The 21,120-nt window shown below is 66.6% G+C and carries 19 protein-coding genes; 15 read left to right on the forward strand and 4 right to left on the reverse strand.

What is annotated here, in order from left to right; all coding sequences use genetic code 11:
• Positions 1-39 precede the first annotated feature (39 nt).
• The 11 genes from truB to LQ955_RS04845 all read left to right on the forward strand — a co-directional run bounded on the left by truB (position 40) and on the right by LQ955_RS04845 (position 10,961).
• On the forward strand, positions 40-963 hold the full coding sequence (gene truB, locus LQ955_RS04795) for a tRNA pseudouridine(55) synthase TruB (RefSeq protein ID WP_231027066.1): 924 nt from the start codon (positions 40-42) through the stop codon (positions 961-963).
• Positions 960-1,328, forward strand: a complete 369-nt coding sequence (locus tag LQ955_RS04800) for a hypothetical protein (RefSeq protein ID WP_231027067.1) — start codon at positions 960-962, stop codon at positions 1,326-1,328. Before truB ends, LQ955_RS04800 begins: the two co-directional genes overlap by 4 nt.
• Before the next feature lie 67 nt (positions 1,329-1,395).
• Positions 1,396-1,917 carry a hypothetical protein gene (locus LQ955_RS04805; protein ID WP_313788384.1) on the forward strand — a complete coding sequence of 174 codons (522 nt, stop codon included), beginning with the start codon at positions 1,396-1,398 and terminating at the stop codon, positions 1,915-1,917.
• Positions 1,914-2,843 carry a bifunctional riboflavin kinase/FAD synthetase gene (locus LQ955_RS04810; protein WP_231027068.1) on the forward strand — a complete coding sequence of 310 codons (930 nt, stop codon included), beginning with the start codon at positions 1,914-1,916 and terminating at the stop codon, positions 2,841-2,843. Before LQ955_RS04805 ends, LQ955_RS04810 begins: the two co-directional genes overlap by 4 nt.
• Positions 2,840-4,192: an MFS transporter gene (locus tag LQ955_RS04815; RefSeq protein ID WP_231027069.1), complete on the forward strand. Its 1,353-nt coding sequence runs from the start codon at positions 2,840-2,842 to the stop codon at positions 4,190-4,192. The genes LQ955_RS04810 and LQ955_RS04815 overlap by 4 nt, the downstream gene beginning before the upstream one ends.
• Positions 4,189-5,196: a deoxyribose-phosphate aldolase gene (deoC, locus tag LQ955_RS04820; protein ID WP_231027070.1), complete on the forward strand. Its 1,008-nt coding sequence runs from the start codon at positions 4,189-4,191 to the stop codon at positions 5,194-5,196. The genes LQ955_RS04815 and deoC overlap by 4 nt, the downstream gene beginning before the upstream one ends.
• A 12-nt stretch (positions 5,197-5,208) precedes the next feature.
• A complete protein-coding gene (locus LQ955_RS04825; RefSeq protein ID WP_231027071.1) occupies positions 5,209-6,666 on the forward strand; it encodes an aldehyde dehydrogenase family protein in 1,458 nt (485 codons plus the stop codon).
• Entirely contained in the window at positions 6,663-7,523 is an 861-nt protein-coding gene (locus LQ955_RS04830) for an aldehyde dehydrogenase family protein (protein WP_231027072.1), read from the forward strand. Before LQ955_RS04825 ends, LQ955_RS04830 begins: the two co-directional genes overlap by 4 nt.
• Before the next feature lie 29 nt (positions 7,524-7,552).
• On the forward strand, positions 7,553-8,509 hold the full coding sequence (locus LQ955_RS04835) for a spermidine synthase (protein WP_231027073.1): 957 nt from the start codon (positions 7,553-7,555) through the stop codon (positions 8,507-8,509).
• A gap of 258 nt (positions 8,510-8,767) precedes the next feature.
• Positions 8,768-10,333 (forward strand): SDR family oxidoreductase, encoded by a 1,566-nt coding sequence (locus LQ955_RS04840; RefSeq protein ID WP_231027074.1) that lies wholly within the window; start codon positions 8,768-8,770, stop codon positions 10,331-10,333.
• 49 nt (positions 10,334-10,382) lie between these two features.
• Entirely contained in the window at positions 10,383-10,961 is a 579-nt protein-coding gene (locus LQ955_RS04845; RefSeq protein WP_231027075.1) for an SGNH/GDSL hydrolase family protein, read from the forward strand.
• A 25-nt stretch (positions 10,962-10,986) separates the two neighbouring features.
• Here LQ955_RS04845 and LQ955_RS04850 read toward each other — a convergent pair whose 3' ends face one another.
• A complete protein-coding gene (locus tag LQ955_RS04850; RefSeq protein ID WP_231027076.1) occupies positions 10,987-12,174 on the reverse strand; it encodes a citrate/2-methylcitrate synthase in 1,188 nt (395 codons plus the stop codon).
• A 100-nt stretch (positions 12,175-12,274) separates the two neighbouring features.
• Here LQ955_RS04850 and LQ955_RS04855 point away from each other — a divergent pair, with 100 nt between their 5' ends.
• Positions 12,275-13,582 carry a citrate/2-methylcitrate synthase gene (locus LQ955_RS04855; RefSeq protein ID WP_231027077.1) on the forward strand — a complete coding sequence of 436 codons (1,308 nt, stop codon included), beginning with the start codon at positions 12,275-12,277 and terminating at the stop codon, positions 13,580-13,582.
• A gap of 48 nt (positions 13,583-13,630) precedes the next feature.
• On the opposite strand, the gene LQ955_RS04860 is transcribed toward LQ955_RS04855, so the two are convergent.
• Both LQ955_RS04860 and LQ955_RS04865 read right to left on the reverse strand, forming a co-directional pair.
• A complete protein-coding gene (locus LQ955_RS04860) occupies positions 13,631-14,713 on the reverse strand; it encodes a carbohydrate kinase family protein (protein ID WP_231027078.1) in 1,083 nt (360 codons plus the stop codon).
• A gap of 1 nt (position 14,714) precedes the next feature.
• Positions 14,715-15,650 carry a pseudouridine-5'-phosphate glycosidase gene (locus LQ955_RS04865; RefSeq protein WP_231027079.1) on the reverse strand — a complete coding sequence of 312 codons (936 nt, stop codon included), beginning with the start codon at positions 15,648-15,650 and terminating at the stop codon, positions 14,715-14,717.
• A gap of 18 nt (positions 15,651-15,668) precedes the next feature.
• On the opposite strand from LQ955_RS04865, the gene LQ955_RS04870 reads away from it, so the two are divergent.
• From LQ955_RS04870 to LQ955_RS04880, 3 genes are all read left to right on the forward strand, one after another.
• The gene (locus LQ955_RS04870) at positions 15,669-16,160 is read left to right on the forward strand and encodes a DUF6804 family protein (protein WP_231027080.1); all 492 of its coding nucleotides are present in this window, start codon (positions 15,669-15,671) and stop codon (positions 16,158-16,160) included.
• 197 nt (positions 16,161-16,357) lie between these two features.
• Positions 16,358-18,478, forward strand: coding sequence for a DEAD/DEAH box helicase (locus LQ955_RS04875; RefSeq protein ID WP_231027081.1), 2,121 nt, complete (start codon positions 16,358-16,360; stop codon positions 18,476-18,478).
• Between the two features lie 104 nt (positions 18,479-18,582).
• Positions 18,583-20,127, forward strand: a complete 1,545-nt coding sequence (locus tag LQ955_RS04880) for a stealth family protein (RefSeq protein WP_231028046.1) — start codon at positions 18,583-18,585, stop codon at positions 20,125-20,127.
• A gap of 10 nt (positions 20,128-20,137) precedes the next feature.
• Here LQ955_RS04880 and LQ955_RS04885 read toward each other — a convergent pair whose 3' ends face one another.
• Positions 20,138-21,091, reverse strand: coding sequence for a phosphodiesterase (locus LQ955_RS04885; protein WP_231027082.1), 954 nt, complete (start codon positions 21,089-21,091; stop codon positions 20,138-20,140).
• Between the last annotated feature and the right edge of the window lie 29 nt (positions 21,092-21,120).

The following is a 21,120-nucleotide window of genomic DNA, read 5'->3' on the forward strand; positions in this document are numbered from 1 at the left end:
GACGCGGGGCGAAGCGCTGCGGGCTGTTAGCGTTGGCAGGTGACATCTTCGGGCCGCACCAGCGGCATTCTGCTTCTCGACAAGCCACGAGGGCTGACCAGCCACGACGTGGTGGCACGCACTCGTCGCGCGGCCGGCACGCGAAAGGTCGGCCACGCCGGAACCCTGGATCCCATGGCCACCGGCCTGCTCATCCTCGGCCTGAACAGCTCGACCCGTCTGCTCACCTATGTGGTGGGTCTCGACAAGCAGTACGACGCCACCATTCGGCTCGGGGCTGCAACGACCACCGACGACGCCGAGGGCGAGATCACCGTGCGCGCTGAGGCGGGAGTGGTGGATGCTCTGCAGCACGCCGCCGTCGAAGCCGCCTTGGCGCAGCTCACCGGCGATGTGCTTCAGCGGCCGAGCTCTGTCAGCGCCATCAAAGTCGACGGCAAACGGGCTTACGCCCGGGTTCGTGAGGGTGAAGAGGTCGTGTTGAAGGCACGGCCGGTCACCATCGCCGCCATCGACCTGCTCGCCACCCGCCCCGGGCTCGACGGCGAGTCGCCGGTGCTCGACCTCGATGTGCGCGTGACGTGCTCGTCGGGAACGTACATCCGTGCCATCGCCCGTGATCTCGGCGAAGCGCTCGACGTGGGCGGGCATTTGACGGCGCTGCGGCGCACCCGCATCGGTCCGTTCGGCCTCGACCGCGCACACGAGCTCGAGCATCTCGACCCGCAGAACGACCTGCTGCCCCCGGCCCAGGTCGCCGCAGAACTGTTCAGCGTCGCTCTACTGGACGCCGCGCAGGCGGCGGATCTGCGCAACGGCAAGAAGATACCGTTCGACGGCGCCGCCGGCACCACGTTCGCCGCCGTCGACCCCGAGGCAGACCTGATCGGCCTGTTCGAAGTGCGTAACGGCCTCACGAAGGTGCTGGTGAACTTTCCGGCCGATGAGACAGGTGCCGCATGATCGACTGGTTCTCGTACGTGCAGATCGCGGTGGCGCTGCTCGCCGGCGTGTTCTGCCTGGTCTCAGGATTCGCCCGCCGGGCGCCGAACGACTACACACTCGGCGCAACTGCGCTGGTCGAGCTTCTGCTCGTTGTGCAGTTCGTGATCGCGCTCGTCTCACCGGCGGCCGGCAACCCGCCGAGAGGTGACGTGCTGACCTTCTGGGTCTACATGGTCTCTGCGCTGCTGCTGCCCGCCGCGGCGGCCTTCTGGGCGCTGATCGACCGGTCGCGCTGGAGCACGGTGGTTCTCGGGGTCGCCTGTCTTGCCATCGCCGTGATGGTGTTCCGCATGAATGAAATCTGGGTCTCCCCAAATGGCTGACCCCGGCCAAACGTCTGACCCCGCCCGAAGAGCCGACCCCGGCCGAGCGTCTAAACTCGACAGTGCCATGCCATCGACCACTGACACCCCCGCCTCGTCGCCCTCCGGCGAACCACGCCCTGCTGGCCAGCCGAACGCTGCCGGTGAGGCATCACCCGCAGGCGCGATCGTGCGCCCTCGCGTCGCGGGGGTCGGCCGCGTGCTGGTGGTGGTGTACGCGATTCTGGCGCTGGGCGCTTTCGGTCGTTCGCTGGTGCAGATCACCGAACAGTTCAACGACGCTCCGGTGGCCTATACGCTTTCGGCGGTGTCGGCGGTGGTATACATCGTCGCAACCATCGCGCTCGTGGCGCACGGTGTGGTCTGGTACCGAATCGCGTGGGTCACGATTTCGTTCGAGATGCTGGGCGTGCTGGTTGTCGGCACCCTCAGCATCGTGCAGCCGGAGCTGTTTGCGCACGCGACGGTGTGGTCGATCTACGGAATCGGCTACGGATTCGTTCCCCTGGTGCTTCCCGTGCTCGGCATGATCTGGCTTTCGAAGAACAGACCGGTGAGAACCGGCGCAGTGGCCGGTGGTGCGGCGTGAAGGTATTCACCTCGGTTTCCGAGATTCCGGCTGACTTCGGGCCGTCTGCCGTCACGGTCGGAAAGTTCGACGGCGTGCACGAGGGCCACCGGGCCGTCATTGCCGAGCTGCTCTCGGTCGCACACACGGACGGCTTGGTAGCGACCGTCGTCACCTTCGACCGTCACCCGGCGCGTCTGCTGAATCCCTCGCGCGCGCCGATCGCGCTCGTCGGCAACGAGCAGAAGCTCGACCTGCTCGCTCAGACCGGCGTCGATGCGACACTCATGCTGACGTTCGACCAGGCCCTCGCCGACCTGACGCCCCTCGAGTTCGTGCAGCTCATTCTCGTCGAGGGGTTGCACGCGAAGGTCGTTCTCATCGGCGGCGACTTTCGATTCGGCCGCGCCGGTGCCGGCAACGTCGACACGTTGCGCGAACTCGGTGCCCGCTTCGGTTTCGAGACGCGCCTGATTGCCGATGTGAAGCCCGGTTCCGATCGCCGGGTGTCGTCTACGTGGATCCGCGAACTGCTGGCCGAGGGAGACGTCATACGCGCGACCGAACTCCTCGGGCATCCACCTGCGGTGCAGGGCGAAGTCGTGCACGGCGCAAAACGCGGACGAGAGCTCGGTTTTCCCACCGCGAACCTCTCTCCGCGGTCGGAGGGGCTGATTCCCGCGGATGGCGTCTACGCAGGCTGGCTCACCGACGGTGACAAGCGCTATCCGGCGGCCATCTCGGTCGGCAGCAACCCGACATTCGACGGAGTGCCTCCCAAACAGGTCGAGGCCTTCGTGCTCGACGAGACGATCGACCTGTACGGTCACAACGTGCTCATCTCGTTCGCCGACCGTATTCGGGGCATGGTGAAATTCACCGGCATCGAGCCTCTCATCGAACAGATGAATGACGACGTAAAGCAGGTCAGAGAGCGCCTGGCGTGACCTCGGGTCACCCGGCGGTCAGCAGACCGTTGTGGGCCGGGCGCGCGCTTGCGCTCGTCGGTGTCGTGCTGGTCGCGATCAACCTCCGCACGGCCGTTTCGGCGTTGTCGCCCATTTTCGGGGCCATCGAGGTGGATGTTCCGCTCGGCAGTCTCGGCATCGGTCTACTCGGCACGCTGCCGCCACTGTGTTTCGCCGTCTTCGGCTTGCTGACGCCGCTGTTCCAACGGCGGCTGCGACTCGAATCGCTGGTGATCGTGGCTCTGGTGGTCATGGTGCTCGGCGATCTCGGCCGTGCGTTCTCCGGTTCGTATCTCATGCTCGTCGTCAGCAGCATTGTGACGTTCGGTGCGATGGGTACCGGAAACGTGCTGCTTCCGCCGCTGGTCAAGAAGTACTTTCCCGATCGAATCGGGCTTGTCACGTCGTTGTACGCGACCGCGATGGCGCTGTTCTCGCTCTTTCCGCCGTTGGTCGCCGTTCCTGTCACAGACGCGGCAGGCTGGCGGGTCGCCGTCGGGCTCTGGGCTGTTTTTGCTCTCGCCGCCATGGTGCCGTGGGTCACGTTGTTCGTTCGAGAGCGGCGTCGCAGCGAGCATCCCGAGCATCCGACGGCAGGCCGGATCGACGCGAGTGCGCCGCAGAGCGATGGAGAGGCGGGCGACGGGCAGGCGGGCGATGGGCAGGCGGGCGACGGGGAGGCGAGCGCTGGAAAGGCGCGCGACGGGGCGGCGATCGGGCGGGTCTGGCACTCGGGGTTGGCGTGGTCGCTCGCCATCATGTTCGGCTTCACCGCGTTGAATGCGTACGCCTTCTTCGCCTGGCTGCCCGAGCTGCTGACCGACCGCGCGGGGGTGGATGCGGCGCAGGCCGGCTCTCTGCTGGCGTTGTATGCCGCGGTGGGAATACCGATGTCGCTGATCGTTCCGGTTCTCGCCGTGCGGTTGAAGAACATCGGTCTGCTCGTCTGGTTCGGTGTGGTCTGCTACATCGCGGGCGACCTCGGGCTGCTGCTGGTGCCTTCGGTCGCGACCTGGCTCTGGGTGGCGCTCTGCGGACTGGGCCCGTTGTTGTTTCCGCTGTCACTGGTGCTGGTGAATCTGCGCACGCGAACTCAGGCCGGATCGGTTGCTCTGAGCGGGTTCATGCAGGGTCTGGGCTATCTGATCGGGGCGTCTGGCCCGCTCGTCGTCGGCATCTTGCACCAGAACTCGGGGTCGTGGACGGGCCCGCTCATCTTTCTCACCGCGACGATACCCGTGGTGCTCGTGGCCGGTCTGTTCGTGGCTCGGCCCAGGATGCTCGAAGACGGGTGGCATCGCGGTACGCGCCGTACACTTGATCGGTGAGTATCGACAGAGTTGTGAATTCGGCCCCGCGGGCCATCGAAGTGCTGGGCGGTGACCTCACCGAATCCAGTTTGAAGCGTTATCTGAACGGCATTCCGGGCGTCGACGCCGTCGGGCTCGAGGCCCGAGCGGCCGATCTCGGCACCCGCTCCATCAAGACCACGTCGAAGGCCTGGGCCCTCGATACGATCATCTCGTTGATAGACCTCACCACTCTCGAGGGTGCCGACACTCCCGGCAAGGTACGTTCCCTCGTTGCGAAGGGTCTGACGCCAGATGCGGGCGACCCCAGTTGCCCGCGGGTTGCCGCCGTCTGCGTGTACGGCGACATGGTGCCCTACGCGGTCGAGGCACTCGGCGCTTTTCATGGCGACTCGATCGAAGGCGGCGTCAACGTCGCAGCCGTCGCAACCGCCTTTCCGAGCGGACGAGCATCACTCGCCGTGAAGCTGGCCGACACCGCAGATGCTGTAGCAGCGGGCGCCGACGAGATCGATATGGTCATCGACCGCGGCGCGTTCCTGTCGGGGCGGTACGGTCTCGTGTTCGACGAGATCGTGGCCGTGAAAGAGGCCTGCCGCCGCGCCGACGGCACCTTCGCCCACCTCAAGGTGATTCTCGAGACCGGCGAACTGACTACCTACGACAACGTGCGCCGGGCATCCTGGCTCGCCATTCTCGCCGGCGCCGACTTCATCAAGACCTCGACGGGTAAGGTCGCGCCGGCGGCCACGCTGCCCGTCACCGTGTTGATGCTCGAGGTCGTGCGCGACTGGTATCGGCTCACGGGGGAGAAGATCGGCGTGAAGCCGGCCGGCGGCATCCGCACCTCAAAAGACGCCATCAAGTACGCCGTGGCCGTCGCCGAGACGGCCGGTGAAGAGTGGTTGCAGCCGCACCTCTTCCGATTCGGCGCCTCGAGCCTGCTCAACGACGTTCTGCTGCAGCGCCAGAAGCTGGCCACCGGCCACTACTCCGGCGCCGACTACGTCACCATCGACTGAGAGACCCGTTACATGTCATTTCTGGAATATGCTCCCGCCCCGGAGTCGACCGCGCTGCTGAACCTGCAGTCGGAGTACGGGCTCTTCATCAACGGCGAGTTCGTCGCGGGCTCCGACCCCACGTTCTCGACCATCTCACCGGCCACCGAGAAGCACATCGCGACGATCGCCTCGGCGTCGACGGGCGATGTGGATGTCGCGGTCGCCGCGGCGCGCAGAGCCTACGAGAAGTCGTGGTCGACACTCTCGGGCCGTGAGCGCGGAAAGTACCTGTTCCGCATCGCCCGTCTCGTGCAAGAAAGGGCGCGCGAGCTCGCCGTCGCCGAGAGTCTCGACAACGGAAAGCCGATCAAAGAGAGCCGCGACGTCGACGTTCCGCTGGTCGCCGCGTGGTTCTTCTACTACGCCGGGTGGGCCGACAAACTCGACTACGCCGGTCTCGGCGCGAACCCGCGGGCGCTGGGCGTGGCTGCACAGGTCATCCCGTGGAACTTTCCCCTGCTGATGCTGGCGTGGAAGATCGCGCCCGCTCTGGCGGCCGGCAACACCGTGGTCTTGAAGCCGGCCGAGACGACGCCGCTCACCGCGCTGCTGTTCGCCGAGATCGTGCAGCAGGCGGGGCTGCCCGCCGGCGTCGTCAACATCGTCACGGGCGCCGGGGAGACCGGCCGTGCGCTGGTCAATCACCCCGACGTCAACAAGGTCGCTTTCACGGGCTCGACCGCAGTCGGCCGCGAGATCGCTCGCTCGGTCGCGGGAACCTCGAAGCGGCTCACGCTCGAGCTGGGCGGCAAGGGGGCGAACATCGTCTTCGACGATGCGCCGATCGATCAGGCAGTCGAGGGCATCGTACGCGGCATCTTCTTCAACCAGGGGCACGTCTGCTGCGCCGGGTCGCGGCTGCTGGTGCAAGAGAACATCCACGACGAGGTGGTGGAGCGGCTCAAGGTGCGGCTGCAGACGCTTCGGGTGGGTGATCCGCTGGATAAGAACACCGACGTGGGGGCCATCAACTCGGCAGAACAGCTGCAGCGCATCCGGCAGCTCTCCGACATCGGTGAAGCTGAAGGTGCGGAGCGCTGGAGCCCCGCGTGCGATCTGCCTACGGAAGGGTTCTGGTTCGCGCCGACCATCTTCACCAACGTGTCGACCAGCTCGCGCATCGCGCGCGACGAGATCTTCGGGCCCGTGTTGTCGGTGCTGACGTTCCGCACTCCGGCCGAGGCGATTGCCAAGGCGAACAACACGCCGTATGGCCTGTCGGCCGGTATCTGGAGCGACAAGGGCAGCAAGGTTCTCGCGGTCGCCGACAAGCTGCGCGCGGGGGTGATCTGGGCGAACACGTTCAACCAGTTCGACCCCGCGAGCCCGTTCGGTGGGTACAAAGAGAGCGGTTACGGGCGTGAAGGCGGCAAGCAGGGGCTTGCGGCGTACCTGCAAGCAGCCGCAACGAAGGAGGTCGCGCGATGAGCCGGCTCGCAGTGCTGAAGACGTACAAGCTCTACATCGGCGGAAAGTTTCCGCGCAGTGAATCCGGTCGGGTGTACGAGATCGTCGACGCGTCGGGGGAGTTCGTGGCGAATGCGGCGCTGGCCTCGCGAAAGGATGCCCGCGACGCCGTCGTGGCGGCCCGCGCAGCCGTGTCGGGCTGGTCGAAGGCCACCGGCTACAACCGCGGCCAGGTGCTCTACCGCATCGCCGAGCTGCTCGAAGGACGCCGTGCCCAGTTCGTGGAGGAGATCGTCGCGGTCGAGGGCGTGAAGTCCGCCGTTGCGACGGCGCAGGTCGACGAGGCCATCGACCGGTGGATCTGGTACGCCGGCTGGGCCGACAAGTACGTGCAGGTCGCCGGTAACGCGAACGCTGTGTCGGGGCCGTTCTTCAACCTCTCGGTGCCGGAGCCGACCGGTGTTGTAGCGATCATCGCGCCGCAGAATTCGTCGCTGCTCGGGCTGGTGAGCGTGATCGCGCCGGCGCTGGTTTCGGGCAATGCGGTCGTGGTCGTCGCGTCGCAGCGTTTTCCGCTCTCGGCCATCAGCCTCGCCGAGGTTCTCGCGACAAGCGACGTGCCGGGCGGAGTCGTCAACGTCTTGACCGGCTCGCCGGCCGAGATCGCGCCGTGGCTTGCTTCGCACGCCGATGTGAACGCGCTCGATCTGGCCGGCGCGGGAGAACTCGACTGGGTCGATCTGCAGATCACCGCGGCAGAGACACTCAAACGCGTGCTGGCACCCGAGGGTGGCGCCTCGGCCGCTCTGCCATCGCTCGAGCGGATCACGGCCTTCACAGAGACCAAGACGGTGTGGCACACGAAGTCACTGATCTGAGTATTGCTCAGCTCGTGTAGGCTGCAGGCATGGCATCACATCTGGCCTCGGCTGAGAGCCGAATCGTTTTCACCCTCGAGCTCGGCGACCGAGGGGCGGGTGAATCGGGTGCGGCGGGTGCGTCGGGTGCGTCTGGTGAGTCGGGTGAGCGGGGTGCGTCGGTAGCGACCCTCGAGTGCCTCGATGAGGCGAGTGAGACGTACGAACTCCGGGTCGATGCCATACCGCAGTCGCAGGTGTCGCTGAGCGACCCGGTGCACTTGGAGTTCGACTACGTTCGGCACATCGGGCGAGTGATCGACGCGTGGGTACCGGCCGGGCATCCGCTCGCCGTGGCGCATCTCGGCGCGGGGGCGCTGACGCTGGCGCGGTATGTGGCCACCACGCGGCCCGAAGCCCGGCAGGTGGTCGTGGAGCGCGAACGTGCGTTGTGCGAGGCGATGCTGCGGGCGCTGCCGTTTGCGGGTCTCGACATTCGCTACGGCGATGCGCGCGAGATCGCGGAGTCGGGCGGGGCGGATGGCTGGCGCGACGCAGACGTGACGGTGGTCGATCTCTGGGCGGGGGCGGTGATCTCGGCGCGGGTCGCGAGCGAGGAGTTCTATCGCGCGGTGCACAAACGGGCATCCGGTGACGCCGTGGTGGCCGTGAACCTGCTCGATGGCCCGGGGTTCGTCTATGCGCGCGGTCAGGCGGCGGCCCTCCGCGCTGTGTTCGACGATGTCGCTGTTGTTCTCGACGAGCGGATGCTCGGCGGAACCCTGCTCGGCAACGTTCTGCTGCTCGCCAGCACCAGGCGCCAGGCGTTCGTGCACATCGCCGAGTGGTTCGCGGCCGAGTCTGCGCCGCCGTTCGTCGTGGCGCACGACATCGACCGCTGGATCGGCGACACCGCGCCCGTCACCGATGCGACGGCGTGCGACTCGCCTCCACCCGACGAGTCGCACTTCGAGAAGTACTGGGCACAGCCGTTCTGGCCGCGGTAACGCGCCAGACTTCAGTGCCAGCCCAGACTTCAGTGCCAGCCCAGGCTTCAGTGCCAGCTCACTCGGTCGGCGGTTTCGGTGGCATGGTTCCCATGGTGGAGGTCTCCTTTCTGCGATTCGCCCCTGCGTGAATTCATCCCACCCGCTCAGTATATGAGCATTGCTCGCTACGTTGGCCAGCGCATGAAACTGTGAAGCAGACGAGGGTCGTGTTGTCGAGGGTCACCGAAAAAGACTCGGCGGCGTAGCCTGTATGAGGTGAGCACACAACCTGAAAGCACCCAGCGAACCGCCTTAGTGACCGGAGCGACGGGCTACGTCGGGGGCCGGCTTGTGCCGCGGCTGCTCGACGCGGGTTTTGCCGTGCGTGTGCTGGTTCGTTCGCCCGTGAAGCTCGCCGACGTGCCCTGGGCCGACCGGGTGCAGATCGTGAAGGGCGACCTCAGCGACCGCGACTCGCTCGAGGGCGCCTTCGACGGCATCGACGTGCTCTACTACCTCGTGCACTCCATGGGCAGCTCGGGCAACTTCGACGGCACCGAACTGGCGAGCGCGAAGAACGTCGCCTCGGTTGCGCTGCACAGCGGGGTCAAGCGCATCGTCTACCTGGGCGGCCTGCACCCGCGAGGGGTGGAGTTGTCGCGGCACCTGCGGTCGCGAACCGCGGTGGGCAGCATCCTGTTGCAGTCGGGCGTGCCGACGGTCGCCCTGCAGGCCGGTGTGGTCATCGGGTCGGGCTCAACGAGTTTCGAGATGATCCGGCACCTGACCGAAGTGCTGCCGTACATGCCTGCGCCCAAGTGGGTGCGCAACCGCATTCAGCCCATCGCGATTCGAGACGTGCTGTACTACCTGGTCAAGGCGGCAGACATCGAGGTGCAGTTGAATCGCACCTTCGACATCGGCGGTCCCGATGTGCTGCGCTACGGGCAGATGATGAACGGCTACGCGGTCGAGGCCGGGCTGAACCAGCGACCGATCGCGTCATTGCCGGTCTTCACGCCCTGGCTCGCTTCACAGTGGGTGAACCTCGTGTCACCGATTCCGCGCAGCCTTGCGGTGCCCATCATCGAGTCGTTGCAGTTCGAGTGCGTCGCGAGCGAGCACGACATCAGGGCGTACATCCCCGACCCCGCCGGCGGGCTGACCGGGTACCGGCGGTCGGTGCGACTGGCTCTCGAGAAGATGCGTTCGGGTCAAGTCGAGACCAGCTGGCAAGACAGCGATGTTCAAGGCGCCCCGGCCGATACGCTGCCGAGCGACCCGGACTGGGCCGGTCACACCGTTTACACCGACCTGCAGGTACGCGAGACGGATGCCCGCCCGGGTGACGTCTGGCGTGTCATCGAAGGCATCGGCGGTGACAACGGCTGGTACTCCTTCCCCCTCGCCTGGGCCGTGCGCGGCTGGGCCGACAAGGTGGTCGGCGGGGTCGGGCTGCGCCGCGGCCGGCGCAATCCCGATCACCTGCACACGGGCGACGCGCTCGACTTCTGGCGCGTCGAACAGATCAAGCGCGGCAGTTTTCTGCGATTGCGTGCCGAGATGCGGGTGCCGGGGCCGGCCTGGCTCGAGATGGGTGTAGAAGCCCGTGAGGGCGGCGGCTCGGTGTACACGCAGCGGGCGATCTTCTTTCCGCGTGGGCTCGCCGGGCGACTGTACTGGTACTCGATTCTGCCGTTTCACGGCTTCATCTTTCCGGGAATGGCCAACCGCATCACGCAGACCGCCGGGATCGAGGCCGACCGTAAGATCGGCGCGGCAACGGCCTCCGGTAGCACGCCGAGCGGCGCTCATCCTGACACCGTCGATAAGGCCCGGTAGACTGGCCAATCCACCGGATGCTCGCGTAGCCCTTTTATTGGAGGCGCACATGGCCGAAAAATCAACTCTCGTCTTTCTCGGCGACTCGCTCACCGAGCACGGAAGGTGGCAAGAATGGTTCGGCGACTACGAGGTACACAACCTCGGTGTCGGCGGAGACACCACCGATGACGTGCGGGCCCGACTCGACGATGTCGTGGCGTTGCAGCCGTCGACGGTCGTACTGCTGATCGGCACGAACGACCTCGGCAAGCGTCGCTCGGTCGAGCACATCGTGCAGAACATCGAGACGATTCTCGCGACCCTGCGCACCGAGCTTCCCGACGCCGAGATTCTGCTCGAGTCGGTCATGCCGCGAAGTGCCGAGCTCGCCGAAGAGATCCGCGAGATCAACCGGCACATCTGGCAGTTCGCCTCGAGCGTGCGCACGCACTACCTCGATCTGTGGCCGGCTCTGGCAACCCGCGACGGTGAACTGAACCCGGAATACACCGAGGATCAGCTGCACCTGAACGACCTCGGTTACGAGGCGTGGCTCTCGGAACTCGAGCCTGCGCTCGAACGCGTGTACGGGCTCCCGCCGAAGAGTCGGCCCATCCGGTTGCCCGAGCTGCGGCAGCAGGAGTAGCGCGCCCGAGACCTCGCGCTTGCGTTCAGGCAGCTGAGCGGGCATCCGTTTCGCTCGGAACCGGCTGAGGAGCGGCCGGGCCGACGTAGCGCGCCGACGGCCGGATGATCTTGCTGTCGTCTGCCTGCTCGAGCACGTTCGCGCTCCAGCCGAGCAGGCGCGCGACCGCGAACGTCGGGGTGAAGAGCTCTCGATCCAGGCCGCAGAGTTCCATCACCACCGCGGCGTCCCACTCGAGGTTCGTGTGCAACTGGCGACCCGGTTTGAACTTCTCGAGCAGCACCGGAATGCGCTCTTCGACGGCGACAGCGAAGTCGACGCGGGCACCGCCGAAGCGCTGTGCGACCTGCTTGAGCAGCGTGGAACGCGGGTCTTCGGTGCGATAGACCGGATGCCCGAAACCCATGATCCGTTCACCGGCCTGCAAGCGGCTCATGACGAACGTGTCGATGTTGTCGGTGCTGCCGATCTCGTCGAGGGTGTCGAGTGCGCGGCTCGGTGCTCCGCCGTGCAGCGGGCCCGAGAGCGCGCCGAGCGCCCCGACAAGGCAGGATGCGGCGTCGGCTCCCGTCGAGGCGATGACCCTCGAGGTGAAGGTCGAGGCGCTGAATCCGTGGTCGATCGCCGCGACCAGGTAAGCCGAAAGGGCCTCGACCACGTCGGGGGATGCAACCCGCCCCGTGAGCATGTACAGGTAGTTCGCCACGTAGCCGAGCTCGGGGCGCGACTCGACGGGGGCGTGCCCGTGTTGTATGCGGTGCTGGGCGGCGATCACCGTCGGAGCCAGAGCAGCGAGCCCGATGAGGTCGCGCCGACGCTCTTCGCGCGTCAGGTCCAAGAGCGGCCGCAGACCGGCGCTCGCGCCCTGTAGTGCCATCGCCACGCGCAGACCAGCCAGGCTGTCGGCGCGCGTAGTGGCGGCCGCGATCAGGGGCAGGGCGTCGCTCACGGTCCGCCCCAGTCGTGAGGCTGAGGCGATCTCGGCGGCGAAGGAAGCACGCTGATCGGTGGTCGGCAGGTCGCCGTCGAGCAGCAGGTGCCATACGTCTTCGACCGACCGGCTGCGAGCGAGGTCGACGGCCGAGTACTGGCGGTAGTGGTAAAAACCCTCCTGGCCACGAACGTCGCTGAGCCGAGTCTCGGTGACCACCACGTTCGTGAGCCCGCGGGGAACCTCGATGGGGGTGTTGTTCAGCCGGTGCGCAGACTTCATTTTCTTCTCCTCGCGCGGGTGGGTATCGTCTATCGGTAGAACACCACCGACATTGATCCGAGGCAAATCTATGTTGATCGAATCAACTACCCAACACCGCGTGACGGCATCAGGCGCGCCCCGGTTGACGTCGGCGCAGGTGGCGTCCCGGCTGAACGTCAAGCTCGAAACGCTCTACGCCTACGTGTCTCGGGGGCAGCTGGTCGGCGAGCGAGCAGAAGACGGCGGATCGACTTTCGACCCGCTCGACGTCGAGGCCTTCGCGGCACGGCGACGCCGTAGGGCGGGTGCCGGCGATGCACGCAGAGGCGCACCCGGCCGGCCGATCATGGTGCTCGACTCCGAGCTGGCGTTGATCGAGAACGACGAGCTGTACTTTCGGGGCCGTCCCGCCGGGCAGCTCGCTCGTCGGTTGACGTTCGAGCAGGCGGTCGAGTTTCTCTGGCGGGCTCCGGCATCCGGGCGGGCTTCGGTTCTCGGGCAGACACCGGCAGCGCCCCGTGATGGCGAGAACGACTTTCTCAGCCGGCGAGAGGTGGTGTCGGCGGCGCGGCGTGCCGCACGAGCGTTGGGGCCTTCTGCGCACGTGGTCGATCAGCTGAGCATGGCGGTGACCGTCTGCGGTTCGTGGGACGAAAACCGACAGAACGTTCATCCGGCTGCCGTTCGCAGCGCGGGCAGGCGGATGATCGCCACCATGGTCGACGCGCTCACAGACAGACATAGCGACAGCGACAGGGGCGAGCCTGCCCCGCGATCGGCGCCGCTCGCCGAACGGCTGTGGCCGAAACTCTCGTGTGCCGCCCCGACGGCCGCCGACATTCGACTGGTGAATTCGACGCTGGTGCTGTGTATGGAACACGATCTGGCGATCTCGACGATGGCGGCCCGGGTGGCGGCGTCGGCGCGGGTCGATGCGTATGCGGCCGTCGCGGCGGCTCTGTGCAGCTTCGACAGCACGATGCACGGTGCCGCGAGCGTGGCGGCAGCCGAGATGATCGACGAGACGATTCGCACAGGCAACGCCGAAAGGGCGCTGGCGGCTCAGCTCGCGGAATCGCCGGTGATTCCGGGGTTCGGGCATCTCGTCTACCGCACCCACGACCCGCGGGCCCGGTTTCTGCTGCAGGCCATGCGCCGGCACGCCGGCTTCGAGCCTGTCGTCGAGGCAGTCGACAGGCTCGAAGCCGTCGTGGCGTTGCGCAGCCCGCGCGTCATCAACCTCGACCTGGCGTTGGGCGCTTTCGTGGTCGGAGCCGACCTGCGACGCGATGCGGGTGAGTTGCTGTTCGCTGTCGGGCGCACCGCGGGGTGGATCGCCCACGTCATCGACGAGTACGCCCAGCCGGCGTTGCGACTCCGGCCCGAGGCGCGGTACACGGGCCCGCGGGCGTCGGCAGACGGTTGACGGTCGTCGGCTGACGCCGTCGGGGTGCGCGGACGTGCGCCGTCGGGGCTAGGGCGTATTAAGGCCGTGGTGGTGCGTCTTCACCCCGACCGGGCGCGCCCCGACGTTCTCGATCGCCCGGGCGGCGGCCTCCACACCCTGGGTGGCCGCGCGCAGCAGACGCGCCGAAAGCCCATCGCCGGGGGAGAGCGCGTGGTCACCGGCGTGGGTTCCCTCGAACAGGCCCGAGAGAAAGCCGGCGTTGAACGCATCGCCCGCACCCGTGGTGTCGCGTGGCTCGACCGGCACGCACTCGACGACGTGCCGAATCGGGTTCGGCGAACCGGGAGCGCCGGCCGCGACGACGGCTCCGGCTCGGCCCAGAGTAAGGGCGACCACCGGAAAGTGTTCGGTCAGAGCATTCACCAGCTGCAGCGCCGTTGCCGCTGGTGATTCTGCGGGTGCCGCGCCGGGCGCGAGAGTGAGCCCTGTGAGCGCGACGGCCTCGTCGAAGTTGGGAAAGAGAATGTCGACGCCGCTCACCGTGTCGAGAAAGACCGACGCACCGTGGTCGGCGATGAACCCGGCAGAGGCGGGGTCGATCGAGACGGTGACGTCGTGCATCCGCGCCCGTTCGATGAGGCGCACGAACCCGTCGCGCGGCTGGCCGCTGAAGATCGTGTACCCCGTGAAGTGCAGGTGGGTGGCGACCCGCAGCAGCGAATCGGTCACGTCGTCGGGGGAGGTGAGGGCGTTCGCGCCGCGCTCGGTGAGCATCGTACGGGTGTCGATGGTGGCTTCGCCGTTCGCGCCGACGGCTCGTTCGACGATGACCACGATGGTTCCGGTGGGCAGGATGCTCTCACCGAGCAGATGCGGAGTGACCCCCGAATTTCGCAGAGCAGTCTCGTGCCGCGCGGTGTCGACGAGATTCGTGCGGCCGACGAAGTCCACTTGGGTGCCGAGCGATCCGAGCCAGGCCGCCGTGTTGGCCGCGGAGCCGCCCGGGCGGCGCTCGATGGCGGCCAGGGTGTCGGTGTCGGTGCGCACCGGCCCCGACGGCGTGACGATGACGTCGTCGAAGATGTCGCCGATCACCACGACGCGCACCGGCAGGTGCGGCGCGGAGGGCGGTCGAGAATCGTCAGGCATGTCAGGCACGATGCGCCGCGGAGTTCGAGGCGAGTGCGCTCCAGGCTGTCGCGATCTGGCCGGCGAGCCGAACGTTGTTGCGGGCGATGTCGAGGTTCACCTCGAGGCTGCGGCCACCGGATGCCCCCACGATGTACGACAGCAGAAACGGTGTCACGGCCTTACCGCGGATGCCCCGGGCATCCGCCTCTGCCAGCGCCTCGAGCAGCACGGCGTCGTGCTCGTCGGGCTCCCACTGCAGCTCGGGCGGCAGAGGATTGGCCACGATGATGCCCTGACCGTGGCCGAGCTGGTCTTGACTGGCCATCACGTCGGCGATCTCGGCGGGGGAGTCGACCGACCAGTCGATCTGCTCGCCCGATTCGGTGAGCCAGAAGCTCGGAAAGTTCGTGGTGCGGTAGCCGACCACCGGAACGCTGAGCGTCTCGAGCCGTTCGAGCGTGCCGGCGATGTCGAGCACCGATTTCACCCCGGCGGCGACCACCGTGACCCCGGCGATGGCGAGCGAGCTGAGGTCGGCCGACTCGTCGAAGGTGACGTTGGCACCGCGGTGCACGCCGCCGAGGCCACCCGTGGCGAAAACTCGCACGCCTGCCTTGCCGGCGAGGTAGGCGGTGGCAGCGACGGTCGTGGCCCCGCTGACCTTCTTCGCCATGAGAATCGGCAGGTCGCGCACGCTGGCCTTGACCATGTCTTCGTTGGCGATGCGCGCGACGCCGTCAGCGTCGAGTCCGATCTGCGGTACGCCGTCGAGTACGGCGATCGTGGCCGGTGTGACACCCGCCGACAGCAGAATCTCTTCGAATTCCTGCGCGGCTTCGAGGTTGCGCGGCCGCGGCAGACCGTGCGAAATGATGGTGGATTCGAGCGCGACGACCGGCGAACCGGCGTTCAGGGCGTCGCTGACGGCTGCGGAGATTACGAAAGGCGAAGGCATAGATCTAGGCTAAGGGCTATGGCCAGCAGCAAACGTACGAGTGAGCAAGAGGCTGCGCTGCGGGCGCGCCAGCAGGCCAATCAAGCCGCCAAGGCACAGGCCTCCACCCTGCGAGCAGGCCAAGCAGGCGGCAACAAGAACAACCCGATGGTGCGCGATCCCAAGACCGGCAAGACGGTTTCGCGGTACCCCTCGTACACCAGAACGGCGCTCGCCCCGGGGTTGCTGGGCGCCATCGCGTTGCTCGCCGCGGTCGCCGTCATCGACACCGGCTGGTTCACGATTCTGCAGTACGCGATCGCCATTCTGGCCCTCATCATCTGCGTCTTCGCGTGGCAGGCGAAGCAGTGGTGGTGGATCATCGGGCTGGTGCCGATCGCGGTCATCTGGAACCCGGTCGTGCCGCTTCATTTCGACCCGCCTGTCTGGTACGCCTTTCACCTCGCTGCGGCGATCGTGTTCGTGGCGTCTGGCTTGCTGATCAAGATTCCGGTGCCGCAAGACAAGTGAGTCACGCGTCGTTCACGCCTTGTACATCGGGTAGAATGAAGCTGCACGGGGAAATTCCGCTCTCGCGTCGACCGTGGCCTGGTCTGCTCATCACACAGCTTCGATTAGTGATGTTTTGATTCTCGCCGCGTTGCTCGACCACGAAGTCTCCGTGATTTCTTGCGTTGATATTTACGTTGAGACTCCACAGGAGGAGCATGTCACGATCAGGCGTACGCCGATCCACTCGCACGGTAGACAACACCGGCCTCATTCCGATTCTCGCGCGCAAGGTGCGCGAGGTCGAAGCGGCCGCCCAGCGCGGCAAGGTCGTTCCCTCGAATCGTACGAAGTTTCTCGTCGTTGCGCTGCTCATGCGCGAAGAGCGGGCCCGCATCAAGGGTGATGCCGAGCTCAGTGACGCCGAGCGCGCCGAACAGCTCAAACGGCTCGACGGCATCGCGGGCATCCTGGCTCAGACCGCCGCTCGCGATACGTCGCTGATCACGCTGCTCGAGAGCGACGCGGCCGTCTCACCCGTCGCCCAGCGGTTGCGCCGTGAATACCTGATGGATGCCGGCATCGACGTCGCCGAAGAAGAGGCCCCGGCCCCGGCGCCGACCTCGCCCTTCGCTTCGGAGCTGTTCTCCGAACGCCAGGTCGTTCCGCAGTCGGTCAAGGCCCGTCAGCTGGCGAACCCGTTCCTCGCGCCCGACTTCAGTGCCGCCACCGCGCAGAAGCCGATGTCGCGAGGCCGGCTGTCGAGCTGGGAGCTGCTCGGCCCGCTCTACCGTGCGTTCGAGTACGGCTCTGGCGGCACCGTCGCCAGCATGGAGCTGCCGGACGCGCCGAAGATCGACCGCATCTCGCCCCCCGGTCATGAGCTCATGCACCACCAGGCGCGGTTCATCGCAGCCGTCGCTGCCGGGCACCGCTCGTTCTTGCTCGCGGATGAACCCGGCCTCGGAAAGACGGCGCAGTCACTGCTGGCCGCATCCGTCTCCGACTCGTACCCGTTGCTGGCCGTGGTGCCGAACGTCGTGAAGATGAACTGGGCCCGCGAGGTGGAGATCTGGACCCCGCAGCGCCGGGCCACGGTCATCCAGGGTGACGGCGCCAATCTCGACGCCTTCGCAGACGTGGTGATCGTGAACTACGACGTGCTCGACCGGCATCTCGCCTGGCTCGGCACGCTCGGGTTCAAGGGCATGGTGGTCGATGAAGCGCACTTCATCAAGAACCTGCAGTCGCAGCGCTCGAAGAACGTGCTCGCCCTGGCCGACCGCATTCGCAAGTACGCTCCCGGCGGCGACCCGCTCATGATGGCGCTCACCGGAACACCGCTCATCAACGATGTTGACGACTTCCGAGCCATCTGGCAGTTCCTCGGCTGGATCGACGGCGACAAACCCACCGCCGAGCTCATGGCCAAGCTCGAAGACACCGGTCTCACCCCCGCCGACTTCGGCTTCTTCGCCGAGGCCCGTGAGGCCGTCATCGACATGGGCATCGTGCGCCGCAAGAAAGTGGATGTCGCGGCAGACCTTCCGGCGAAACGAGTGGTCGACCTTCCGGTCGAGCTCGATGACGACCTCGGGCGTTCCATTCGGCAGGCCGAGGCCGAGCTCGGCAAACGACTCGTCACGCGCTACCGCCGTGCGGCATCCGGCGCCCTTGGCAGTGGATACGACACGAGCGACGGGCCGAACAAAGAGCTCATGCGCTTGGTCGCGAAGGCCGAACTCGAGGAGTCGAAATCGTCGTCGACCGGCGAGAACGTCTTCACCATGGTGCGCAAGATCGGCCAGGCGAAAGCCGGCCTCGCGGCCGACTACGCCGCTCAGCTCGCTCGTTCGGTGGGCAAGGTGGTGTTCTTCGCCAAACACATCGACGTGATGGATCAGGCCGAAGAGGCCTTCGCGCGCCGAGACCTCAAGACCATCTCGATTCGGGGCGACCAGACGCCGTCGTTCCGACAGGCGCAGATCGACGCGTTCAACAACGATCCGGATGTCTCAGTTGCGGTGTGCTCGCTGACCGCGGCCGGTGTGGGGCTCAACCTGCAGGCCGCGTCGAACGTGGTGCTCGCCGAGCTGTCGTGGACGGCCGCCGAGCAGACCCAGGCCATCGACCGCGTGCACCGCATCGGTCAGGCCGAGCCGGTGACCGCCTGGCGCATCATCGCCGCGCAGACCATCGACTCGAAGATCGCCGAACTCATCGACAGCAAACAGGGCCTCGCCGCGCGAGCGCTCGACGGTTCAGACGCCGAAATCGGTTCGAGCGACAGCGTGCAACTGGAGGCTCTGGTCAGCCTGCTCGAACGGGCGCTGTCTTGACCGCCGCCTTCGGGCCCGCCGCCTTCGGCACTGCTGCCACGGGCAGCGCAGCGACGCACAACGTCGCACTCGAAGAGGCCCTCGAACTCGAGTCGCCCGAGGAGCTGTTCGGTGTCGTCTCGGGCAAGCTCGGTTCCCCTCGATCGTGGCCCAAGAGCCACGGGCGAAGCGATGTCATCGTTCGCAAGGGTCTGCTGGCGCTGGTCAACACGTCTCACACGCCGCACGAGGCGATGGTCGACGATCTGCTGTTCATTCGTCGTGCGTTGATCGCTTCGTCGATTCCGTTCTTTCTCATTCGGGGCAACGACGAGCGCCCGGTGGTCGTGGTGGATGCCGCCCGCCGGCGTCGGCTCGAACGTGCACTCGCCCGCGCCTGCGTCGACGAACCGATGTACTCGAAGACCATCGACGGCAAGAAGCGCCCCCCGGTGCTGGTCTGCGACGGCGAGCTGTCGGAGAACCGCAAGGCGCGCATCTTCCGGTTGTACCGGCCTCGGGTCGCGCCCATCGGAGGGCTCACCTACGGTTCGTCGACGGGAATCGAGCTGCAGCTGTGGAGCTTCGAAGACAACGTCATCATCTGCCCGGTCGAGAACTCGCTCACTCGTCGTGAACTGCCGCGCTCCGAGGCAATCGCGAGCACGGTCGACCTGTACGGCGTGACGTGGAACAGTCTGCGCGGAATGTTCGACGTGCAGGCGAACGACGTCGTGTTCGACATCGACATGGTGTTCTCGTGGGTCGACGGCAACGACATCGAATACCAGCGCCGTCGTCGTGCCCAAGCGGCCGATTCGGTGGTGGGCGACGGTGACGACTCGGATGCCCGCTACCGGCAGATCGACGAACTCAAGTACGCCTTGCGGTCGGTGTATACCTTCGCGCCCTGGGTGCGGCGCATCTTCGTGGCGACCGACTCGCCCCGGCCTTCGTGGCTCGCCGATCATCCGCGGGTCACCTTCGTGCGCAGCGAGGATTTCTTCAGCGACCCCACCGTGTTGCCGACCCACAACTCGCAGGCCGTCGAAAGCCAGCTGCACCACATTCCGGGCATCAGCGAGCACTTTCTCTACTCGAACGACGACATGTTCTTCGGGCGGCCGGTGCAGCCGAACATGTTCTTCAGCTCCGGCGGCGTCACCAAGTTCATCGAGGCGACGACCCGCATCGGGCTGGGCGAGAATGCGGTCGAACGCAGCGGGTTCGAGAACGCGGCGCGTGTGAACCGGCGCCTGCTGTTCGAGAAGTTCGGCCGCATCATCACGCGGCACCTCGAGCACACGGCGGCGCCGCTTCGGCGCAGCATCATGAGCGAACTCGAAATGGAATTCGCCGACGACTTCGAGCGCACCTCGGCCAGCCGCTTTCGGTCGAGCACCGACATCTCGGTGACGAACTCGCTGTACCACTACTACGCGCTGATGACCGGGCGAGCGGTGGTGCAAGAGAATGCGCGCGTTCGTTACGTCGATACGACGCTTCGTGCCGGCCTCGCCATGCTGCCGGGCATTCTGCGCAAGCGCTCGTTCGACTTCTTCTGCCTCAACGACGGCAGCTACCCCGAGGTCTCTGCCGACGAACGCACCGCGACCGTGCAGTCGTTTCTCGAGCAGTACTTTCCGTTCAAGGCCCCCTGGGAGAACTGAAGCTGGGTGGTCAGACCTCTGCGAGCGTCGCGGTCGTCAACACCGGGATGACCAGCGGAGGCTCGGCGGGCACGTGCGGATTGACCGGGGGATCGATGACGACGTTCGCGTCGGCGAGAATCTTCTGGGTGGCCGCGGCGTCGGTGTACGAGACCTGCGCGTAGTGGCCGATGGGCACGACGGAGTGCAGCACGGTGTTCTCGTAGACGTGCACGAGGTTGAAGGCCTGCGCGCCGTCGCGGGCGAGCGTGCCGCCGACGGGAACGTTGAGGTCTTGCGTGTAGCACGTGGCCGACGCAACCGACACGGGAACACCGGCGAACATGGCGGTGGAGGAGTAGTGCAGGTGGCCGGCGATGATCGACCGAACATCCGACCCCTGAATGACCTCGGCCAGCGAGGCCTGGTCACGCAGCTCGACCATCACGGCGAGGTCGAGCACGCTGGGAACGGGCGGGTGGTGCATGGCCAGAATGGTGCCGTGCGGGGCGGGGCTGGCGAGTTCTTCGGCCAGCCAGTCGAGCTGCTCGGGGGTGACCTCGCCGTAGTGCGAACCCGGAACCGTGGAGTCGAGCGTGATGATGCGCAGGCCGTTCACGTCGTAGACCCGGTCGACGGGCTTCATCGACGGCAGCTGGTCGAGCAGGCCCGCGCGGAACGCGGCGCGGTTGTCGTGGTTGCCCATGACCCAGATGACTTGGGAGCCCATTGCGGCGGCGGCCGGCTCGACCATCGCACGCAGCTTCTCGTAGGCCTTGGGGTCGCCCTTGTCTGCCAGGTCGCCCGTGAAGATGATGGCCTCGGGCCGGGCGCCGGAGGCCGCGAGCTCGGAGAGAATCTCGACGAGATGACCCTCGGCGTCGACTTTGCCGTAGAGCGGCCCGTCGGTTCCGATGAAGTGCGTGTCGCTGAAGTGGAGAACGAAGTGGTCAGGGCGTGGATACTGCGCCGACGTCGCGGTCATGAAGGTCTGTCGTTTCGGGTAGGGTTCCC

It is taken from the genome of Subtercola endophyticus, assembly GCF_021044565.1.
GTDB lineage: Bacteria > Actinomycetota > Actinomycetes > Actinomycetales > Microbacteriaceae > Subtercola > Subtercola endophyticus.

What these genes read in the sequence shown, in the direction of transcription:
- LQ955_RS04845 (WP_231027075.1), top strand. Translation starts at nt 10,383, where the DNA reads ATGGCCGAAAAATCAACTCTCGTCTTTCTCGGCGACTCGCTCACCGAG.
- LQ955_RS04850 (WP_231027076.1), bottom strand. Translation starts at nt 12,174, where the DNA reads ATGAAGTCTGCGCACCGGCTGAACAACACCCCCATCGAGGTTCCCCGC.
- LQ955_RS04825 (WP_231027071.1), top strand. Translation starts at nt 5,209, where the DNA reads ATGTCATTTCTGGAATATGCTCCCGCCCCGGAGTCGACCGCGCTGCTG.
- LQ955_RS04805 (WP_313788384.1), top strand. Translation starts at nt 1,396, where the DNA reads ATGCCATCGACCACTGACACCCCCGCCTCGTCGCCCTCCGGCGAACCA.
- LQ955_RS04875 (WP_231027081.1), top strand. Translation starts at nt 16,358, where the DNA reads ATGTCACGATCAGGCGTACGCCGATCCACTCGCACGGTAGACAACACC.
- LQ955_RS04885 (WP_231027082.1), bottom strand. Translation starts at nt 21,091, where the DNA reads ATGACCGCGACGTCGGCGCAGTATCCACGCCCTGACCACTTCGTTCTC.
- LQ955_RS04800 (WP_231027067.1), top strand. Translation starts at nt 960, where the DNA reads ATGATCGACTGGTTCTCGTACGTGCAGATCGCGGTGGCGCTGCTCGCC.
- LQ955_RS04865 (WP_231027079.1), bottom strand. Translation starts at nt 15,650, where the DNA reads ATGCCTTCGCCTTTCGTAATCTCCGCAGCCGTCAGCGACGCCCTGAAC.
- LQ955_RS04830 (WP_231027072.1), top strand. Translation starts at nt 6,663, where the DNA reads ATGAGCCGGCTCGCAGTGCTGAAGACGTACAAGCTCTACATCGGCGGA.
- LQ955_RS04835 (WP_231027073.1), top strand. Translation starts at nt 7,553, where the DNA reads ATGGCATCACATCTGGCCTCGGCTGAGAGCCGAATCGTTTTCACCCTC.
- LQ955_RS04860 (WP_231027078.1), bottom strand. Translation starts at nt 14,713, where the DNA reads ATGCCTGACGATTCTCGACCGCCCTCCGCGCCGCACCTGCCGGTGCGC.
- LQ955_RS04870 (WP_231027080.1), top strand. Translation starts at nt 15,669, where the DNA reads ATGGCCAGCAGCAAACGTACGAGTGAGCAAGAGGCTGCGCTGCGGGCG.